Origin of the sequence: Rhodococcus sp. WAY2 (assembly GCF_009859915.1) — a bacterium.
In the GTDB taxonomy this organism is placed as follows: Bacteria; Actinomycetota; Actinomycetes; order Mycobacteriales; family Mycobacteriaceae; genus Rhodococcus_F; species Rhodococcus_F oxybenzonivorans.
The window spans coordinates 50,298-70,387 of sequence record NZ_CP046574.1 but is presented as its reverse complement, the minus strand read 5'-3'; the positions used below and the strand labels follow the sequence as shown (position 1 = coordinate 70,387).

General features: G+C 66.8%; 14 protein-coding genes. 5 read left to right on the top strand and 9 right to left on the bottom strand.

Going from position 1 to position 20,090, the window contains the following annotated elements:
• Positions 1-6 precede the first annotated feature (6 nt).
• The 9 genes from GFS60_RS34915 to GFS60_RS34875 form a co-directional block, all read right to left on the bottom strand.
• Positions 7-1,032 (bottom strand): TniB family NTP-binding protein, encoded by a 1,026-nt coding sequence (locus GFS60_RS34915; protein WP_054246138.1) that lies wholly within the window; start codon positions 1,030-1,032, stop codon positions 7-9.
• Entirely contained in the window at positions 1,026-3,119 is a 2,094-nt protein-coding gene (locus GFS60_RS34910; RefSeq protein ID WP_236603678.1) for a Mu transposase C-terminal domain-containing protein, read from the bottom strand. Before GFS60_RS34910 ends, GFS60_RS34915 begins: the two co-directional genes overlap by 7 nt.
• On the bottom strand, positions 3,116-3,886 hold the full coding sequence (locus GFS60_RS34905; protein WP_054246136.1) for a TnsA-like heteromeric transposase endonuclease subunit: 771 nt from the start codon (positions 3,884-3,886) through the stop codon (positions 3,116-3,118). Before GFS60_RS34905 ends, GFS60_RS34910 begins: the two co-directional genes overlap by 4 nt.
• 526 nt (positions 3,887-4,412) lie before the next feature.
• Positions 4,413-6,014, bottom strand: a complete 1,602-nt coding sequence (locus tag GFS60_RS34900) for a peptidoglycan DD-metalloendopeptidase family protein (protein WP_054246135.1) — start codon at positions 6,012-6,014, stop codon at positions 4,413-4,415.
• The gene (locus GFS60_RS34895) at positions 6,011-6,868 is read right to left on the bottom strand and encodes a hypothetical protein (RefSeq protein ID WP_054246134.1); all 858 of its coding nucleotides are present in this window, start codon (positions 6,866-6,868) and stop codon (positions 6,011-6,013) included. The genes GFS60_RS34900 and GFS60_RS34895 overlap by 4 nt, the downstream gene beginning before the upstream one ends.
• On the bottom strand, positions 6,868-9,012 hold the full coding sequence (locus tag GFS60_RS34890) for a hypothetical protein (RefSeq protein ID WP_054246133.1): 2,145 nt from the start codon (positions 9,010-9,012) through the stop codon (positions 6,868-6,870). Before GFS60_RS34890 ends, GFS60_RS34895 begins: the two co-directional genes overlap by 1 nt.
• Entirely contained in the window at positions 9,009-12,065 is a 3,057-nt protein-coding gene (locus tag GFS60_RS34885; protein WP_054246132.1) for an ATP-binding protein, read from the bottom strand. The genes GFS60_RS34890 and GFS60_RS34885 overlap by 4 nt, the downstream gene beginning before the upstream one ends.
• Complete coding sequence (locus GFS60_RS34880) at positions 12,062-12,460, bottom strand: hypothetical protein (RefSeq protein WP_054246131.1); 399 nt, start codon at positions 12,458-12,460, stop codon at positions 12,062-12,064. The genes GFS60_RS34885 and GFS60_RS34880 overlap by 4 nt, the downstream gene beginning before the upstream one ends.
• 44 nt (positions 12,461-12,504) lie before the next feature.
• On the bottom strand, positions 12,505-12,816 hold the full coding sequence (locus GFS60_RS34875; RefSeq protein WP_054246130.1) for a hypothetical protein: 312 nt from the start codon (positions 12,814-12,816) through the stop codon (positions 12,505-12,507).
• A 1,184-nt stretch (positions 12,817-14,000) separates the two neighbouring features.
• Between GFS60_RS34875 and GFS60_RS34870 the strand changes: the two genes are divergently transcribed.
• The 5 genes from GFS60_RS34870 (at position 14,001) to GFS60_RS34850 (ending at position 20,073) form a co-directional block, all read left to right on the top strand.
• Positions 14,001-16,145 (top strand): FtsK/SpoIIIE domain-containing protein, encoded by a 2,145-nt coding sequence (locus GFS60_RS34870; RefSeq protein ID WP_054246129.1) that lies wholly within the window; start codon positions 14,001-14,003, stop codon positions 16,143-16,145.
• Between the two features lie 88 nt (positions 16,146-16,233).
• The gene (locus tag GFS60_RS34865) at positions 16,234-16,581 is read left to right on the top strand and encodes a hypothetical protein (protein WP_054246128.1); all 348 of its coding nucleotides are present in this window, start codon (positions 16,234-16,236) and stop codon (positions 16,579-16,581) included.
• 2 nt (positions 16,582-16,583) lie between these two features.
• On the top strand, positions 16,584-18,077 hold the full coding sequence (locus GFS60_RS34860; protein ID WP_063786591.1) for a ParA family protein: 1,494 nt from the start codon (positions 16,584-16,586) through the stop codon (positions 18,075-18,077).
• A gap of 49 nt (positions 18,078-18,126) precedes the next feature.
• Positions 18,127-19,341 carry an insoluble domain protein gene (locus GFS60_RS34855; protein WP_159929193.1) on the top strand — a complete coding sequence of 405 codons (1,215 nt, stop codon included), beginning with the start codon at positions 18,127-18,129 and terminating at the stop codon, positions 19,339-19,341.
• 24 nt (positions 19,342-19,365) lie between these two features.
• Positions 19,366-20,073 (top strand): hypothetical protein, encoded by a 708-nt coding sequence (locus GFS60_RS34850; RefSeq protein ID WP_122975598.1) that lies wholly within the window; start codon positions 19,366-19,368, stop codon positions 20,071-20,073.
• The last annotated feature ends 17 nt before the right edge of the window (positions 20,074-20,090 follow it).

The following is a 20,090-nucleotide window of genomic DNA, read 5'->3' as shown; positions in this document are numbered from 1 at the left end:
CGCCTCTTATCCGACGGGAGGGGCCGGGGATTCGGAGGCGATGTCGGCGTCGACGGCATCCAGGGACTTCTTGGTGATCTTCTCGGTGCCGTCGAGGACGGCATTAATGGCCGCACTGCGGATCAGCCAGAGCAGGCTTCCGATCATTCCGTGGGTGCGCCTGTGCAGGTAGCGGTCGAGTTCGGTCAGCGATCCAGGCCGATGCTGATGTAGTCGCAGACTGTCTTCCAAGGCGGCGATGAGCGCGGTCCATTGCTGGTCCTGGCTGAACGGGCTGGTGCGGACCATGCCGAACCGGCCGGCGATCTGCTCGCCGCGGGTGCCGGACAGCAGCCCGGTGCGGTCGAGGCTGATCCCGGCATATGCAAACGTGGCGGGGACCCTCTCGCTCAGGTATTTCAAGGTGTCGGATGCTTCGGCGCCCGCGCGGGTGCGGGTGTTGAGGTTATGGAGTTCGTCGACTGCGACCAGGGTGACGCGGGCGTCACGGCTCACGCCGCAGACCGCGTCGGCGATGTCGGTGATGTTGGCGCGCCGCGAGATCGGCAGGTCGAAGAACCGCGCGAACTCCATCACGATCATCTTCGGGGTGGCGGCGGGTGGGATGGTGATGTAGATGACGGGAATGTCGTCCGCGGCGTGGGGGTGGCGCCGCCGGTGGATCACCTCGACGGTCTTGCCGAGCTGGGTCAGGGCGGTGGTCTTACCGGTTCTGGCGGGCCCGGACACCATCAGGCCGCATCGCCCGTAGTGGGCGTTGCGGTTCAGCTGGACCAGGCGGCGACCGGAGGTGATGACCTGGCGGATCGTGGGTGTCTGGACCACCAGCAACCGGGAATGGTGATTGATGCGATCGTCGTCGTAGTAGTCGCGTTTGTCCTCGGGCAGGCCCGTCCACATCGCTGTGGGCAGCAGGTTCGGCGCGGTGTGCATCTCGGTGACGAAGCTGCGCCACCCGTCCAGCGTGGTCAGCTGCAGGTGTCCGTAATCGCCATCACCGGATTCCTCATCGGATCCGGTTCGGGTCACCATCGTTTGTCCGCCTCGGTGAAGGGGTCGAAGATCGGCAGCGGTATCACCTTGGCGCCCTTGCCCGGACGAGTGGTGCGAACCGGGTCCGGTTCCTCGTCGATGCTCTCTCGCGGTGCGGGCTGCGGTTGTATAGGGGCAGCCGGTGAGCTGGCCTTGGTGCGCGCGGCGACCCGGCGGTCCCGGCGGCTGAGTTTCGCCGAGCTCCTTCCATCACTGTCGGAAGGTCCTTGGTGGGCCCGTTTCAGCAGGTCGGCGACAGCGTCGGCCACTTCTTCTTCGGTCGCGGCCGGCAGGGCGCGGTGCGTGTGGTCCCAGGCCAGTTCCCCGAACGGTGCTGCGACGCGGTGCAGGTGCTTCCAGAACAGGGTGATCCAGCCGCCCTTCCAGTGGTTGCGGACCCAGATGCGTGAGACGTCGTAGGGGTCGTAATGGATCTCCCAGAGATCCCGATGATTGGTCATGCCGGATCGCTGGTGCCGCAACGGGTTCAGGGCTTGGTCGTCGTAGGTGCGATGGCTGAGCTTCACGCCGTAGGCGTTGATCGCCCGCCAGGTCGCGGGCAGCAGTTCGACGTAGTCGTCCGCCGACAATGCCACCGGGACATAGCCTGCGGTTTCGACGAGCGCGGCGTATTTCTCGTTCGGGCTGAACATCCGTCCCGGATGGACGGGGTCACGAAGCCCCTCGTGGGGCCGGTTCTGCCAGGCTGCCACGAGCCACTCGTCCAGCAGTTCCTGCAACTCCATCACCGACCACACTGCTTGCTGCTCGACGTGGCGGCCCCGGCGTTCGGCGTTGAATCCGGTGTAGCCCGCGACGAACTGGGCGAACAGCGTGCCGACCGAGCCGAGCATCCGCTCGATATGCCCCTTTTCCCAACCGGATGCGTCGTGGACGGGCTGGAAGTTGATGCCCAGGAAGTTGCAGGAGGCCCGGAAGTTGCGGGAGATGAACACCTTTCCCTGATCGACCACGATCGTCTCGGGAATGACGACCGGCCGGGCCGCGGCGTGCTGCATACGGGCATCGATGTCCAGCAGCCGCTCGAACGGCAGCGCCGACCGCGACATCGCCAGCGCCTGCGACCAGCCCGGCCGCATCGGTTCAGGCGTGACGGTGCGGGCCAGCAGCACGCTCGCGTCCACAGATTTGGTCGTCGGACGCAACACCGCCGCGGTCACGGTCCTGGACGCGACATCGATCATTCCGGTCAAATCGATCCGGCCCACGACGCCGTCGTCCAGGCGGACCAGCACGTCCAGCGGGGTGGAGTCGATCTGCATCACCTCACCCGGCGCCCACGCGTCCGCCTCGCCGAACGGCCCGTCCGGGCGATCGGCCAGCGACCGGCGGGTGCGAGCCGATCCGGTGGTGTGCTTGCCCGCCGACAGCTTCTCCAACAACCGGTAAAGGCTGCGCTGCGATGGCAACCGAACGGCGCCCGGACCGTGGGCGGCCTCCAGGATCTGGCCGGTCCGCCAGAACAGGTAGGTGGCCGTGCGGGAGGACTCCTGCGTCGCCTCGGCAATCGCTTGCTGCAGCGCCTCCACCACCAGCGGATCGGCCCGACCGTGCGCAGTGACAGGCTTGTCGATCCGATGATCGACCATCCCGGCCAGCCCGCGCGCTTCGTAGCGGCGTCGGCGTTTGGTGATCGCGCTCGCGGTCACCGGACGACCGGCCCCGGTCAGCTCCGCGGCCTTGGCCTGCTCCCGGCGGGTCAGCGACACCCGCTCCGGGTCGTACTCCGGTTTCGGCCTGGTCCCCGCCGGGGCCTGCGGCGGGATCCCGCGCAACACCTCGACGATGTGCTGTTCCCACCACAACGCCTCCGCCGCCACAGCTTCCGGCAAACCGTCCAACAGCGTGGACGGGGGAACCGGAGCCTGCGCCGGCGCACTCACCGCCTCGAAGTCTCCGGCCGCCAATAGATCGGTCAGACCGGCCGCGGTGACTTGACCGCCGGTGTCCGCCAGCTGTATCCGTGTTCCAGATACCGCGATCACCGTGTGCAACGTTCCCGCCAGCCGCACGCGATCACCGATCGACAGCCTTGCAGGCCGCCGAGGCGCGGAGCCCCCGCTCACCGAGCACCACCGACGGAACCCACAGTCGTCACCAGCGTGGTCGGGCCCAACCGGGCGGCCGCCAGATCGGCCACCAGCTCCTGCTGCCACATCAGGTGAAACAGTGCTGGCAGCACCGCGATCCGGTCTCCGGCCCGCTCTGCGGTCGCCAGCAGCGGCGCCGATGACGCAAACACCTCCCGCAGCCGCTGCCCGATCTCGGCCCCGCCGGCGCACCGCGGATGCCGGTACCGTGCCAGCCACCGCAGGTTCCCCGCCAGCACCGGATCCAAGACCCCCACTCGCCGATACCGCCAGCCGACCTGCTCACACGCCTGCGCCGTGACCGCGAACGCTTCGGCGTCCTTCGGCTCGATCGCGTCATCGGCGCGGACATCGATCACCACTCCCGACCCGTCGGCCAAGCGAGCGAAATAGTCCGGGGCATGGCGGCGCTTGCGTCTGCCATCGTTCCAGTGCAGCCAGAACGGCTGCGACGCGAGGCCGACGACGTCCCGGTCGTAATCGAGCGCGCGGACGTGATCGCGTTCCAACCAGGACTCGTAGCCCACGTGGTGGCCGGTTGTCACCGACCACCACCACCCCGGGAAATGACCGAGCCCACGCGACCAGCGGAACGTCCGCACCGGCGCGGCCTGCTCCAGCGTCAAGTGACCGCACTGCCCCAGCCGCACCAATCGATCCCCGCCCACTGCATCGCGCAGACCCAGCGTGAACCCGAAATCGTCGGCCCGAACACGATCCAACGCCACCACAGCGTCGCCCACCTGATCAGCGCTCGCCCAGCCGTTCCTCCCCAGCCGGTGGCAACCGGCCTGGTCCCCAAGGGCACCCCACCAGCGTCACGACACGACAGCCCACGAACCCACCCCTACTCCCCAGCAATAACAGACCGAGCAAACTGTACTGGCAGAGAAACGGGAACGAGCAAGATTCACTGACAAAAAGGACGATCGACTGTCACAGCACAGGACACGGTGAGAGGGCGAAAGGTTACTTCAGCACTTGTACCTGCTGTAGGTTATCGTCGTACGTGTCGCCGAGTCGTCTCGTGACCTGCGGTTTCGTGTAGCTTTCTCACCGTTCTGTCGGTGGCTTTTCTCATCAAAATGTCGCTTTCCCCTGACAAGGGCCAGCTTCCACTGCTCGGCGGATCCTTCCTCCCCATACGCATAAGTCGCTGACCTGGAGGTTCGTTGGATATCCGGTTTGCCGACGACGAGTTGGCGACAGAATCGTGAGAAGGGCGAAAAGTAGCGTGAGAACCTACACCTGCGGAGATAGCATGTCACCCTACATCACGCGACGTGCTTTCATCCCTGCCTGGACTGCGGCTTCCTTGACGACGTCGCCGGTCGTGGGTGCGTGGACCATCTGGCCGTTGCCGGAGTAGACGCCCACGTGTCCAGGCCCGTTCGGGCCCCAGCTTCCGAAGACGAGGTCGCCGGGCTTGGCCTGATCGATCGGGATCTCGATGCCGACACCCCACTGCTGCTCGGACGTGCGGGGGAGGGAGACCTTGCCTGCGCTGGCCGCGTGCACCGCGTAGGAGGTCAGACCTGAGCAGTCGAACCCACCGCCGGATGGTCCGCCGGTTCCGCCGCCACCCCACACGTACGGGGTGCCGAGATATTCGCGAGCGGCCGTGACGACTTGGCTACTGTCACCGGAGGTGTTCGGGATGAAGCGACCGCGGGCATTGGGATTGGTGAACTGCGCTCGGGCCTGCATGATCGTGGGGACGTAGTTCTCGGTCTGAGCGAAGGGCGGGATACCGCCGAACTCGAGCACGGCGCCGGGACCGGCGTTGTAGGCCGCAAGCGTCAGTTCGATCGGGTCGCCCTTGGCCTTCCCGTCGGTGATGTAGCCGGAAACATCGTGGTACAGGGCACACATGAAGTGCGCCTGCGACATCACCGCGTCTCCGATGGAGTTCGGGTCGACCTTCCCGTCCTCGTCGTAGTCCTTACCCCACGTTGCCCAGGTGCCGGGCATGAACTGTGCAGGGCCCAGCGCTCCGGTCGATGACACCGGAGCATCGGCGCCATGCCGGAATCCGTTCTCCTGCTGTAGCTGAGCGGCGAGCAACGGAGCGTCGATCTGAGGGCAGACACTGCCGGCGCGACGTAGCCACGGCTCGAACTCGGCCGGCACGATCCCGAATGCCAGCTCGCCACCGCCGGCCATGCCGAAACCCGAGCAGTCAGCCGTCGACCGGGATGCGGCCACGAGTTGAACGGGACTGTTACTGACGGTGTCGAGGTCGCCTCCGCCGGTGCCGTTCTGTTCGGCGATGTCGGGCAGGACCGTGACGGGGTCGAGGGCTGTTCCGCCCTGCAACCGGCCGCCCTGCCAGTACTCGAAGTGCAGGTGCGGGCCCGTGGAACCGCCGGCGTTGCCAATATCGGCGATGTGTTCGCCAGCCTTGACCTGCTGGCCCGGCTTGACGTGAATTCCATTGGCGAACATGTGGCCGTAGACGGTGCTCACGGGCTTGCCATCGACGTTCGAGTCGATGACCACCCAGTTCTCGAACCCGAACCCGGGTCCTTCACCGGAGTCCCCAGCCTTGACGACGTTGCCGTCGAGCGCGGCGAGGATCTTTGTGCCGACCGGCCCGGCGAGGTCTACACCTTGATGCTGAGCTCCCCAGCGTTCACCGAATCCGGAGGTGAACGTGGTGGCCCCGGGTTCGACCGGCAGACGGATTGGTCCTGACACGGTCAGTGTCAGGTTGTCGGTGATCGACCCGACGCCGTCGGTGCTGTCGGATCTCACGGTCCGGCACGGATCTCTCGGGATGACCGGTGCGCCCAGCGAGCAGGCCGATGTCCCGATCAGGATGCTGATGGCGCTGGTGAGCAGCAGCGCCGACCGTGCGCGGCGGATGTTCACCGTCCCCCCGGGATCGGGGTGTCGAGTTCCGGGATCGGAATCGGTCCGGGAACCGGCGTCGGGTCGTTTCCGCGGCTTGCGGTCGTCGGCTCATCAAGATCGACCGTCGGCTGCGGCGTCGTTGACGGGCTCGAGGTCGGTATCGGCTGCGGCAGTGTGGTGTCGGTCGCGGTCGCGGTCGCGGTCGCGGTCGCGGTCGCGGTGGTGGTCGATGGTGTCGAGGTGCGCGGAGTGGCTGTGGTCGGCGGGGCGATGTTCTCGACCTCGGAGAGGTCGAGGGTCGGTAGGGGAGTGTCGACCACCCACCGCTTCTCACCGTTGGCCTCGTCGACGGTGACCGTGATCCGAAGGGCCCCGGCCTGCGTCGGAATGGTCACCCGCGCGGCCTTCGTGCCGTCGGGCCCGTCGGTGAGCGTGCTGACCGTGGGGCCGGTAATGGCCACCGGGGTCCGCGGCCTGGCCGCTACCACGTGCTCTCCCGGCTTGTCGGCGGTGTGTCGGCCGATAGTAGTGGCCCACAGCGAATCCGACGGTGTTGTGTTGACGAAGGCGTGCGCGTAGGCCATCGCTGTGGCAGGTGCGCTCGAGGCGGCCCAGGTTGCGGTCTTTGCGGCGACCAGGGACTCGGTCACTTCGTCTAGGTCGTAGCTGATCGTCTCCGCGGGCGTGACCGGTTCCCCGGTGGTGTCAGCCTCATGAGCGACCGCCCGCGGCGGAGGGGGCTCTCCGAAGACCGCGCCGGCAGCGAACAGCAACGCAACGGCGCCGGCCACCGTGATCGCCAAGTGGGTGCGGGAGTAGAGCACCCATCGGCGAATCGGTGCGAGGACAGGGTTGGGTCCAGATGCCGACATTAGATGTACCGGTCCTCAGGTGTCGTGCGGGCCGGGACGGCGGCGTTCCATACCTTCGCGTTCGGCGACGCCTTCGCCGGTGGGCGGTGCGGTGAGGACGCGGTGGGGCGAGGTGTCCCTCGCTGGTCGCGGGTGGGGGTGTAGACCTTCATTGGCGCGATGGCCGAGCGGTCGCCGCCGTCCCACCGCTGCCCGACGCTGGCGGTCAGCAGTTCTCTGCGGGCCCGCCGTTCCTGGACGCGGTTGTCGGCCTCGTTCTGGTCGAAGAATTTCCACGCCGCGGCGCCAGATCTTATTGCGCGGTCGGCGTCTCTGTCGTCGACCCCGCCCTTGCCGCGGGCAATGTCGCGGCTCGCCACGGCGGCGATCCCCGCGATACGTGCATCGCGCTCGATCGCGGGGTCGGACGTCTGTCCCAGGCGTGCGGCCTGGCCCAGCCCCTGCGCCTTCCGGGCATCCGCACGCGACTGAGTGAGCGCCTGCTGGCGGCGGTTGCCCAGTGCGCGACCCTCGGGCCGAGTGATCGTGGTCGCCCCGTCGTCGTCCTCGTGTCCGTCGCGGCCGCGACGGGCGAAGCGCTCGGCGGCCTTCTCCGCGATCGCCTGCGCCGGCCCACCGACCGCGAAGCTCGCAGCGTCGAATGCCTTGCGTTTGATGGACTTCTTGGCGCTTCGGGCTTTGCGGTTGACCATGCTCGCGCTGTTCTGTGTGAACGTCTGGCTCATCCGTTTGAACGGCCTCATGATCGCCCAGCACACGACGGTCAGCAGCACCATGAACCACAGTCGCCAGGACCCGTCGACGACCCCGTTCGAATCGGCGTAGAGCTGGACCAGTGCCATCAGGTAGAGCGCGACGATCACTGCGCCGGCCACGCCCCACATGTAGGCCGAGGCGAGCATGCGCATCACGCGGGCAAGCCACCCGCCGTAGGCGATCGCGACGGGAATCCAGATCGGGGCGAACAGGACAGTGAACCGAATCGCGAGCAGCGCAGTGAGTTTCAGCAGGGACGCGCCGATCCACAGCAATGACGGCATGGCTAGCTTGATCATGCCCATGAAACCGGTGGATGTGCGGCCCGAGTCCTTGCCCTGGAACTGGTAGTAGGAGAGCTGGTAGTCGGTTTCGAGATCGGTGACGATCTCCCGGAACTGGTCGGCTTTCTCCTCGGCGAGCTGCGCCTGCGCCTTCGGATCGTCCTTCACCGCGTTCTGCTGGTCATAGGTGAATGCCAGTGAGTCTCGGAGCTTCACACCGAGGCCAGCTTTGTCCTCAGGGTCGTAGTTGGTGCCGAACCATCCCTTGCGCCAGTCTGGAAGGAAGATTTTGTCAATTAGCACGTTGCGTGGGTCAGTGCCGCCGGCAGCGAGCGTGCCCCCGTCGTCGCCGAACTGCACCGCGAAGATCTGGTCTTGCGTCTCGGTGATCAGCGCCCCGAACGTCTCGTCGGCAACTTGGAGCGCCTTCTGTGGAGCCCCGACCATCAACGCTCCGAGCGCGAGCCCCGCCGCCGAGATCGCCGCTGTCTTCGTGACCCCGGCCGCGTCGGCTTTCAGGGCTTTCCACAGGATGATCGCGGCCACGATGACCAGGCCGATACCGACCCACTGCCCGTAGAGGCCTCGCATGCCTTCGGTGATCGAGAAGACGATCTGGTCGAACCGCTCGAGCGCGGGAGTTACCCCGGCCTCGGTGGCGTCCTGGCCGGTCTTGGTCTGGTCGTCGAGCCAGAACGCGGCGGCCGCCATCGACTTGCCGATGGTCAAAAAGGTATTGCCCAGGGTGGTGTCGCCGACTGCACCTGGTGCCTTGACCAGGTCGGCGCCGCAACCAAGGTCGTAGGTGTGCCACTTGAGCCCGGCCCACCCATAGGTCTGATAGCCGGTGCCGCCGGTGGCCGGCAGATCGGCGCTGGTCGAGTCGAAGGTTGTTTCGATGACTTCGTTCGGGAACTCCGGCGAGGGCACGTCCTGGCAGTCGAATCCGCCGGCCGATGCGACGGTGCCACCGAGTCCGATCAGCGACACCGTGGCCATCATCAGCACCACCAGGACGCGCCCCACGATCCCTGTACGCCACCGGAAGCGGCGCGGGGAAGGGGAACGGTCCATCTGTGCGGCTCGGGGCCGCAGCGGGCTCATGCCGCACCCCCCATCGCCGTGCGGGTCGCTCGCGAGTCCAGGGCGTCGAACACATGGGCCAGATGCACGTAATGCGTCCAGTCCGAACGGATCAGCTCGATGTCGTCGGCCATCTTCACGATGAACCGGCGGGCCTGGTCCAGGTGCTCGGTGTCGGTGTCCTCGTCGAGAGTGTCCTCGCCGCCGCCCCCGAGACCGGCCAGTAGTGACTCGTAGCCCTCGCCGAGGGGAAGGTTGAGCAGCTTGAGCGCGCCTTCGATCGCATGGGCGTTGCCGCCGAGGTCACCGATGATCACCTCGTACGTCAGCGCGGACTTGTCGTCGGTGCCGTCGACGCCGAGGTAGTCGTCGGGCAGCTGCGAGCACACCAGCGCACGAACCTTGTACTTCCGGCTGTCGCGGGCGATCCGCAGGTTCAGGGTGCGTCCGGCGCCGGTCTGCTCGAGGTACTTGTTTTCATCGAGAAAGAGGACCTTGCGTTCGTAACGCGGCAGCTCGTAGATGAGCCGGTTCGCCATCCACGCCGCCATATGCATGAGCGGGCCGGCCATCCGTTGCTGCGGGGTCCACTGAGCCGGGTCGGTGCCCGTCGGGGGCAGTTGCAGGCCCGGCATTGTCAGGACCGTCAGGCGCACGTTGCGGTCGCCGGTCTCGCCGTCGCCGATGGTTCCCTCCTCCGGGAAGAGCACGCGGGCCTCGGCGAGCTGGGACATCATCGCCAGGTCCTGGTGGATGGACCGTGCGCAGGAAATCAGGTCGACGTTGGTCTCTCCCTTGCCTTCGCCGATCGTGGCGATGGCGGTGAGGACTTCGCTCAGGTTGTGGTTGCGCTGGCCGCCGACCATGTTCGCGGCAGTCTGTAGAACCGTCTCGGTCCATTGATGTTCGAGCCGCGAGGGTGGGAGCATCATCTTCAGCACCGACACCGCCACCGAGATCCGCTCCGCCTCCGCGGCTCGTAGATCCGCCTCGTACTGTGACTGCGCTGCTGCGACCGGATCGGTGTCGTCGGCGTAGTCCGGGCTCATCGGGTCGTATTCCGGGTCCTCGCGCCGGGGGTCGACGATCACCCGGTACGGGTTGAGCGATCCCGGACGAGAGGTGCGCCCTGTCAGGGCCTGCACCTCGGCGATGCCCCGAAACTCGGGCAGCTGCGCAAGCTTCTTCAGCGGCCCGGACGGGTCGAGGACCACACCGTAGGCACCCGCACGCACTGCCTGGTAGACAAGCAAACCCGCGAGGAACGTTTTACCCGAGCCGGGCACAGCGACGATCGGCGTCAGACCCGATTTGTGCTTCTTCTCGTGCGCGGCAAACAGATCCCACACCGCGGGCCGCGGGGCGATCGACGCAGTTTGTCCCACCACCACGCCGGTGCGGTCACCGATCCGGTCACCGACCGCAGCCATGCCCGCCGACAGTGCCTCGACGTTCATCCGCCGGCAGTGCGCGATGTTCGCCAGCGGCTCGCCCGGGACGAACTCGCGCAGCAGCTGGTACTGGCCGTGCTCCTGTTCCAGGCGAATCCGCGGCGCGTACATCTCCTGCAACAACGCGACCTTCTCCTTCGCCTCCTCCGGCGACGAGCCGACGACAAGGACGCGATACCAGCCCTCGGTGCGCACCGACAGGCCCGAATGGTCCTCATCGATGTCGGAGATCACCTGTTGGGCGAGTGCATGCTGTTCGGCAAGCTCCTGCGGCGGGGACTGGTCGTGTTCGACGGTGTAGTGGTCGAACTGGGCCTCGATCTTCGACGTCAACCGGCGCAGGCTACGCAGCGTCTGCCCCTTCGTCTTGAGCGAGATGCGCTCGGACCATTCGAGCGGTTCCCCAGACGGATCACCGATCACCTGCCACGGCAGCATCTTCTCCGGTATCGGCAGCGGCGCCATACGCCCGACTGTCAGGACGATCGCGTAGCCGGTGTAGTCCCTGCCGCCGACCTGCCCGCGCACCGTGGTGTAGCCGTCGCCAGGAGTCAGCTCGAGATTGGTGAGGTCCTCGAGTGTGGCGACATCGGATTCCTCCCAGTCGCCGGCACCGGAGATCACACCGTCCGCATCCAGCGGCAGCCCAAGCGTCGCAGAGCGCAGCAACAGGTAATCCATCTGGCCTGGAGTTGCGGGTTTAGCGTTCACACCCTGACCGGACAGGTGCCGCTCGATCGTGGAGAGGTGATCGGCGATCGCCTTCTGCTCGCCCAGAAATGCATCGCGCGCCCACTTGCGCCACAGCTGAGCGAACCTGCCCAGCAGTGGCCAGTCGACGACCGGAAGCAGCCACTGGCCGACCGTGTCGAGACCCTGCGCGAGCACCGAGCGCGGGGGCAGCTCCACACCCCAGTAGCGGCCCTTCTGCGTCGGGTTCCCCCACAGCATCGCGTGCTGTTGTCCGCGCAGGTAATCCGCCCACGACAGCGCCCCAGGCACGTCCGGGATCGGATCGGCCCACGCGTCATGCGCCTGCGCCCACTGCCGCACTGGCCACGGTGTGCGCACCAGCCGCCGGTGCAGCCCCGTCACACCGGACTCGGCGAGGTTCGCCACAACCAAGCCCTCGTTCTGGATGTAGCGTCGCTGCTTGCCGACCGGACGCATGTTCCACGGTCCCGGTGGCTGCACGAACCATGCCGTCGACTGCCGGCGCGTGCGAGTGACGTTGCCCTCCACGCCGACCAGCCCGAGGCGCACCGCCTTGCGTTCGCGGTCCGCGCGCTTCTTCGCCGCTGTGACCTGCCGGGTGACCTCCGTGTCCGGGTCCCCACGGCGGCCGGGCTTCTTCCCGCGCCGCGTGCCATGCGCGGCGGGTTCTGGCTCCGCGTCAGCTGCGGGGGAGGGGGCCGCGACCGGTGCGGGAGCTGCGATGTTGCTGTTCGGAGCCTGCGACCACGCCAATTCCTGGGCCGGGGCAGGTGTGGTGGCCGATCGGTTCGCCGCCATTGCCGCCGCCCACGACGGCGGCAACGCACCGGGCGGAACGATGGCCGGCTCCGGCTCGTCGAAGTTCGGATCGAACAATGCGGCGATCTCGTTGTCGGGCTGCAAAGTCATCGGGAGGACTCGCCTTCGATCGGCGTGATGGCACCCGCACTACTAGCAGGGCGGGAAATGACGGGAAGCCGGAGTACGACGGTCTGACCAGGCTTCGGCGGGCGCGGTGCATTCAGGTCATTCCACGCCGCCCGGACCACCGACCGGACCGGACGATCGGCGTTGACGAACTTCGTCACTCGCGCGGTGAGCACGACAGTGATGACCACCATTACGACGAGGGACTTGAACCCTAGCGGCACGTGGACGATGCCGCGGGCGATGACGAAGATCGTTGCCATGAATGCGGCCCCGAGTCCGAGCGACGCGTACCGAATCCGGACCGGCAGGGTGAACCCGGTCGGGCCGAGGTAGTGCTGGTCCACCCGGTGCAGCAGGTCGTCGTTGTCGATCACGGTCGGCTCCCTTCGATCGTCGATTGGTGATCGGGCACGGTAGGTCAGGCCACCTCGATGCCGAAAAGACTGAGTAGCCAGTTACCAACACCAGTCGCGGCGCTCTCACTGCTCGCCAGTGAAAAGAAGGCGATACCGACGAGCGACAGCCCGCCGACCGTGAAGACCCTTGAGAGCTTGCCTTGCGCACCGCCCATCAGGACCACACACGCGATCAAGATGAGGATCGTGAAAACGATGTTGTCGCCGATCCACGAGCGCAGCGTGTCGGTGGTGACTTCGGTGTTCTGGGCGAGCACGTCGATACCCGGGGCGGTGGTGATCGCAAGATCGACGACTGCGGACGTAAGGGACATGAGCTCTCTCCATCACTGAGATTCGGTGCACCCTGAATGTGGATGCGCACGACCGTAAGTCGATTTCGCTTTTCATCTCAACGGGGTGTCCCCGCCGGGGTCGGGCCGTCGGTGCAGGTGAACGGGGGCGGTGCGGCATCGGGAAGGTCGTTTCCGATGGGCGCGCAGTGGCGGCGCGGCGCGGACCACTCGACCTCGATGGGCAGCCGGTAATCAGGCTCGCGTGAGCGGATTCCCCGCGCGGTGTTTCGCACGATGGGGGCGGCCCGTGTGTCGTTGCGGTGATCAGGACCCTATGGGGCACAGGGTTGGAGACTCGCGTATAGGCGCCACGGAGCGTCGAGTCTATGGGTACGCACCGAGGTTTTTCACAAGCGCGAGGTCGGGCGGTCCGCGTACGCGGTGCAGGCGGCGTCGGAGGCCGCGCCGAGACGGGCAGTCCGCAGCGGGCGGATCCAGCGTTGGTGAGCCGGTGCGCGGAGAGAGCGCTCTGATGCGCGCGGTGAAAACGGCGCCGGATTCGGCGAGAGATTTCGGCAGTGGATTCGAGCGCTCGAAAAAGCGCCTCCCGCGCCCACCCCCTCCGGGGGCCACTCCCCCCGGCGTTCCTTGGGGGGAGTGTAATCCAGAATTGCGCTCAGCGCCAACGTTATTCGGAACGCCCATGTAGAACGCTATGTGCGGTGCCAGAAGCACTGCCGTCGGCGAGCGCGCACCGCTACGCATGTCCACGCGTTCTGCAGCCCTCACAACACCTCTCGATCGAGCTGGCACAGCCGCCCGCAGAGGCGCGTGGCGAAGCGCTCGAAAGAGCGCTCGCACGAGCGCTGAAGACCGCCCTCACACTGTGCCAGTAGAGCGCTCGGTGAAAGCTCCGATGAGCGCTCGACCTAGCGTGTCGATCAGCGGCGACCGGGCGCCCAGGCAAGAGCGTTGACGGGCCGATGCAACCACCGTTCAACGCAAGGGTGAGAGCTCCCGTCAAGGGCGCGAGTTGAATGCGTTGAGGATTCGATTCGGCGATCCGACCTGGAGATCCGGCGCGAGAACGATGTTCGTCGCGCCGCCGTGGTGCGCCACATGAGGGGGACACCCCGTTGAGGAAAATCGCGGGTTTCTGTCACTGTGCTCAAAGACGCCTCCCGGAGGGCGTCCAGGATCGCAACGATCGAAAGGTACAGGCGGTGAGCGGAAATCACGACCCACTCAAAGACTGGTTGGTCGCGACGTGGCGCGACCTCTTCGGCGATTCCGGCGACGGTCGTGGCAACCAGGTCGGCGAGGACGGCCAGCCGACGCGCATCCGCCGGTTCACCCCGATCTCGCCGATCGCCGTCGTCGCCGCGGGTGTTGCTGTGTACTCCCAGCGCGTCATGTCGGCTACCGCCGCCAACGAGACGGTCGTCGAGATGCTGACGAAGCTGCACGGCTACCGGGTGCTGCTCGTCGTCGCGGCTGTCGCTCTCGTCATCGTCGACGTCTTGCGCCACCGCGTGCACAAGTGGTCGCAGATGCTCGAATCGGTGGTCCGACAGGCTATCGGGCATCTGCCGAAGGCGATCGCCGTGCCGTTCCCGTCCGGATGGCGTGTGATCCGACGCGCGACGATCAAACTGCACCGTGGCACCGTCATTCGGCCCAAGCAGTTCGAGGAGTTGTCCCGAGCGATCGATACGGCGTTTCCCAGTAGTGAAAAATGGGAGGTCAAGGTACGTCACGAGGCCCACCGCGACCGCATTATCATCGCCCGGGAGGCCATCGAGCCGGATACCCGCTCCTACCGTCAGAAGGTCCTCCAGACGGCGCTCGACGGCGCCTCGATCTTCAAGGACCCGAAGGTCACCGTCGATACTGTCGACGAGGCCGGTATCGAGACCGGCTACCGGATCGCGTTCGAGAAGTCGATGAACGCGGGCGCCAACGGTTTCCAGCTCAAGGTCGAGGAAGCCCTCGCCTCCCTGGCAGGGCAGCACGAGTCCGGCCGTAACTGGACTATCGACTGGTATCCCGACAAGGGCTACCTGGTGATGCGTCTGGTGACCGCGATGCCCCCTCGGGTCGACCATCCGCTCGAATTGGTCGATGAGAACCTGCGGCACCTGCCGTATGCGACCGGTACCGCGGACCGAATCATGTACTGGGACGTCTCCACCAGTTCCAACAAACCGCACTGCCTGATCGTCGGCCCCACCGGAGGTGGCAAGACGTCGGTGATCCGTACCCTGCTCACCGAAGCGGCCCGCCGGGGAATCCCGTTCGTCGGCGTCGATCCGAAGATGATCGAACTCGACGGACTCGAGGGTTACCCCGGCTGCGGCGCGATCATCTACGACGCACTGCGCGCGGCGATGTTCGTGCGCGCACTGCATGCCGAGCTGATGGCCCGCAACGCCTACATCCATCAGATGAAAATCGAGGGCTCGCAGCTACCACTGATGATCGCGGTCCTCGACGAGTTCTTCATTCTCTCCGGCAAGTGGCAGCGGTTGGCCAAGACCGGCGACGACGAGACCCGCGCACTGATCAAAGACCTTGACCCTCTCGGTGCGTGGGCCGACCTCGCTGTTCTCGCCCGCTCAGCCGGCATCCGGCTGTTGCTCGGTGTGCAGCGTCCCGACGCCAGCCTGTTCGGTGGTGCCTCCGGCAACGCGCGGGACAACTTCGGTACCCGCATCAGCCTTGGCAATTTGTCGCAGGATGGCGCGCTGATGATGTGGGGCGACTCGACCGTCGGTCGCGAGGTCGACACTTCCGTCAAGGGCCGCGGCATCGCGCTCGGCGACGACGGCATCCCCGTCGACGCGCAGATGTGGTGGACCCCCAACGTCGACCGCCACCCCAACAAGTGGAACCAGCTCGCCCAGAGCGAGAAGGCGATCATCGACGGCCTCATGCCCGCCGAGGCCCCGCAGTTCACCTGCTACTCGCAGGATCTGGCCTCGTTCATCGAATCCGAGCGTGCTCTCGCCAAGCGGGCACGGAGCAACGGCAGTGCTCCCGAGCCGATCGTCATCGGCACGACAGCCACCGACGGTGACCGGGCGGCCACGTCACCGATGGTGGACGTCGCGCCCACCGACGATGACGACTTCTCAGACGTCATTCCGGCCTCCGCAGTCGAGGCCGGAATGACCGTCCTCGTCGACGACGACAACGGCGAGCTCGTCGCGGTCACCGTCGACTCGGTCGATGTTCGCCGCGGCACCAAGGGCGAGGTCATCGAAACCGTCCTGACCGTCGGCACGGGCCGCGTGAAGACCCGCATCACCTACGACGCCACCGGCGTCGTCGTCCTCCCAGAACCCGACCTCGTCGGAGCGCCTGTATGACCACTCGCGGTAACGCCAAATTTCCTCGAGGGCACCTCCCGAGACTGACCCCCAGCTACACCAACACCATCACCGAAAGGGAACACCCATGAGCCGCCGTATCTCCCAGTCGATCACCCCGACGACCGAGGATGTGGCCGCGCTGCGCGGTCCGTTCGTTGCCAAGGGTGCGAACGACCCTGTCATCAAGTCGCTGCGGGAATACTTCAAGAGTTCGGTCCCCGCGTGGCTGGCCAAGCTCAGCGAGGAGCAGGAGCTGACCCGCGACCGGCTCGCAGAGATTCGAGCCGCCTCGTCGAAGCGCCGCGTCGTTATCGAGGCGCTGCCTGAGGGAAGCGCCCGTGACAAGGCCCTTGCCGAGCTGGAGACGGCCGAGGCCGTTGTCGACGACATGGACAACGCGCTGTCCGGAGCCAGCGCCTTCGGGGTCAGCTAGAGATGACGCCGACTGTCGATGTCGAGATCACCTCCAAGACCACAGCCCGCGCCACCCTGGCGGACGCCAACGTGCCTCCAATGAATCTGGAGGCGCACGAAAGCAAGACCCTCTCCACTGTTGTGCACGAGTTTTTGCACAACATGGCGCAGGCTCAGGGCGTTGATGTCGAGGTGGTCTACCGGACAGCCAAGGACACTCGGTTCCTGACCGTCGGCCCGGACGGGAAGGCAGAGGAACGTGCTCCGAGCATGCCCCTGCCGATCATCACGGAGGCCCCACCTGGACCGGTTGTGGAGCCTGTCTTCACGCCTAGGGGTGGGCCGGTGGTGGTGGCGGCCGAACAGATGGCCTACGAGGCTGCCCCGCAACCCGTCGATGCCTCTTCGCCTTCCCGGGTGGGGCTGCGGCTGACCGGGCCGGTCACAGACCCGATCAAGGGTCCACTGGATGTGCGCCCGCAGCTCTCCGCGCCGCACGTAACCCCCGACGACTCACCCGACGTGGTTTCGCCCGCCCGCAAAGGACTGCGCGGCACCCTCAACACGCTCGGTTTCAAGCTCCCCCCGAAATCGGGATCCTCCGAGGAACGCGCACGCCGCACCGCCGCTGTGACCAGTCGGTCTATCGCTACCATCGGCCGGCAGGTGCACGCCGACGCGACGATTGCGGTACTCAACCCCAAAGGAGGCGTCGGAAAGACACCGCTGTTGCTCGGCATCGCCGACACCCTCGCGATGTACCGGCCGGCGACCTCGATCGTCGCCTTCGACGTCAGCGACTCCGGCGGCGGCCTCGCTGACCGGGCCGCAGTCGGCGCCGACCACGGACCCGACGTATGGGATGTCCTCGAACACGCCGAAGAGCTGACAGCCCCCGGAGTGCGGGCCAGCGCGCTGGGAAGGTTCACGATCCGACAGCCCACCGGCGTCGAGATCGTGCCCGGCTACCGGCGGATCGCTGCCGCGGCTATCGACCGCCACGCCTGCGAGACCCTCGCCTCGGTCCTGCGCCGACACCGACAGATGCTGCTCGTCGACACCGGCAACAACACAAACTCCTCGGCATGGCAGTGGGCCACCGAAGCCGATGTCGTCGTCATTCCTGTCCCCCTGCGCGGCACGATTCCCGGCACGGTCGCCGACATGATCGATGACTTGGCGGGTGTGGCACCAGAAGTTCTCGACCGAGTGCTGATGCTGATCACCGAAGGGCCCGACGATGACCCGGAAACCGAATTCGACGACGTGGAGACCTTCATCAGGGGCGGCATCGCGCCGGACAGGTTCGTGCGCATTCCCTACGACAGGCTCCTGCACAGCGGCCGCATCAACTACCCGCAACTCCAGCCGAAGACCCGAACAGCGCTGATCGCCGCCGCCGCGAAGGTCGTCGAGCTGCTGATCACCATCGACCCCACCACCGGGGGACTGATCGACACCACCGAATTGCACTCGATCGCCCGCCCACAGCCCATCACCCGTATCCGCTCGTAATCCTTCGCTCACGTCGGACTCTCGAGCACCACAGAACAGGAGCTACACCATGCCCGTCACCAACCGCGCCACTCGCCGCCATGGCCGGCACCGCCGCCAGAGCGCCACCCAGGCCGCGACCATGCTCGCGGTGATCACCGCCGCCCTCGCCTCCGGTCTCACCCTCACCCCGTCCGCGGTCGCGGAACCGATCCAGGGCGGCGTCACCGGCGACAGCAACCAGGAAGGGGTCACCGGCGGTGACACCCAGACTGGAACGACCACCCCGACGCCTGCACCCGAGCCCGCATACGTGCCCGAGACCCCGGCGGAACCGGTGTACTGGGTCGACCCGCCCGCCGCATACCAGAACATCGAGTACCAGCCCCTCCCGAACTATGACTACGAGACCAACGCGTATGTGGCGCCGGAGGACTACTACGTCGCACCGGTGCAGTGGGAGCAGTTGCATCTTCCGACGCCGGTGGAGCCGACGAAGCCGTTCATCGCGCCCCGGGACACCCTTCGTCTGGGTGAGCTGCACATCAAGCAGCCGAACTGGGTGTCCGACATGGACCGGGACCGGACGAACAACACGATGGCGGTGGTGCAGGCAGGGGTCTCGACGGGTTGGCGGTCGATCGGTGTGGAAACCTCGCGGGCCGACCGGATCGCCGCCGCGCAGGTCGCTGCCGGAGCGGCCGGAGCAGCCCTCGGCGCAGTCACCGCAGGCGGGGCGGCGGCCACCGCAGGCGCACTGGTCGGTGGCACCATCGGCGGCCTCGCCGGAATGACCGCGGGCACCGTCTTCCTTCCCGGAATCGGGTGGGTGCCCGCCGGGATCGTCGGCACCGCCGCCGGGGCGGGAATCGGTGCCGCGGCAGCGGGTATCCCCGCCGCCGCTGCCGGGGCCCTGGTCGGCGGCGGAATCGCGGTGGCCGCGGTCACCCCGATCGCGGCCGGCGACAAGGGTGAACCGAAGGAGATCGACGTTCCGGACATCGACTCCGAAGCCGTGACCGCTCAGACCGAGACGGTCCTCACCGACTGGGAGAACTCCGGCCCGATCGGGCAGGCAGCCGCCTCGGCCGTGCAGGACACCGTCGAGTTCGCGCCCGCGATCGACCACCAGGCCCGCGACTTCGTCGCTGCACAGCCCGGCGGGCAGCAGATCATCGAGCAGGTCGAGGGCACCCTGACCTCGTTCTTCAACGACGCCACGCCCGGCCTGGCCGCAAACCTGTTGTCGGGCGCCATCGGCGGCGGCATTCCGACCGCGAACTGAAACCACGAAGGCGGGTGCACAACCATGAAGAAGCCGACCCTCGGCCGATCGACGCCGCGACATCCCGCGGTACTCGACCTTCTCGGTAGCCCATCCACCGTCGACCATCCGCCGGGCGCCCGCACCATGGCGCCCGGCGGCCCGGCAACACCACCGCCCCCACCCCGGTCTCCTCTACCGTCCCCCCGCGGCCGTCGCCTTGGAAAGAACGCGGTGGCCGGCATTGCAGCGGTCACCGTCGTGGTGGCCGGCGGGGTGGCCATCAGCCACCTGCGTAGCGGAGACAGTGAAACCGCCTCTCCGGCAGCCACAACCACCGCCGCCGTTGCAGTTGACGAGAATGGGCTGCCCATCCTCAACTTGCCCGAACCCGAGCAGACCGACAGGACATCCGCGTCGGACGGGGATTGCCGGGCAGACCGCGGTGATCAGAAGAGCGGCGCAGGCGTGATCGCAGCCTTCAACCATGCGTACTACAGCCTGCGCAACGGCGAAGCTGCCCGCGCCCTCGCCACCTCCACCTCATCGGTGCTGCCCGGTCCCGACCTGCAGAAGGTCATCGACGCGGTCCCGATCGGCACCAGCTATTGCCTCCGCACCGTCGAGCTGTCCGTCGGGGTCTACCTGGTCGATCTGTCGGTAATGCAGCCGGCTCAGCCGGCCAAACGCGGCACCCAGACCGTCACCACCCAGGAGGTCGACGGCAAATGGTACGTCGACGTCTTCAACTGAGCATCGCCCCGAAAGGA

Excerpts from the sequence above, each read along its gene's own strand:
- GFS60_RS34915 (WP_054246138.1), bottom strand. The coding sequence starts at position 1,032 with ATGGTGACCCGAACCGGATCCGATGAGGAATCCGGTGATGGCGATTAC.
- GFS60_RS34895 (WP_054246134.1), bottom strand. The coding sequence starts at position 6,868 with ATGTCGGCATCTGGACCCAACCCTGTCCTCGCACCGATTCGCCGATGG.
- GFS60_RS34890 (WP_054246133.1), bottom strand. The coding sequence starts at position 9,012 with ATGAGCCCGCTGCGGCCCCGAGCCGCACAGATGGACCGTTCCCCTTCC.
- GFS60_RS34885 (WP_054246132.1), bottom strand. The coding sequence starts at position 12,065 with ATGACTTTGCAGCCCGACAACGAGATCGCCGCATTGTTCGATCCGAAC.
- GFS60_RS34875 (WP_054246130.1), bottom strand. The coding sequence starts at position 12,816 with ATGTCCCTTACGTCCGCAGTCGTCGATCTTGCGATCACCACCGCCCCG.
- GFS60_RS34865 (WP_054246128.1), top strand. The coding sequence starts at position 16,234 with ATGAGCCGCCGTATCTCCCAGTCGATCACCCCGACGACCGAGGATGTG.
- GFS60_RS34860 (WP_063786591.1), top strand. The coding sequence starts at position 16,584 with ATGACGCCGACTGTCGATGTCGAGATCACCTCCAAGACCACAGCCCGC.
- GFS60_RS34855 (WP_159929193.1), top strand. The coding sequence starts at position 18,127 with ATGCCCGTCACCAACCGCGCCACTCGCCGCCATGGCCGGCACCGCCGC.
- GFS60_RS34850 (WP_122975598.1), top strand. The coding sequence starts at position 19,366 with ATGAAGAAGCCGACCCTCGGCCGATCGACGCCGCGACATCCCGCGGTA.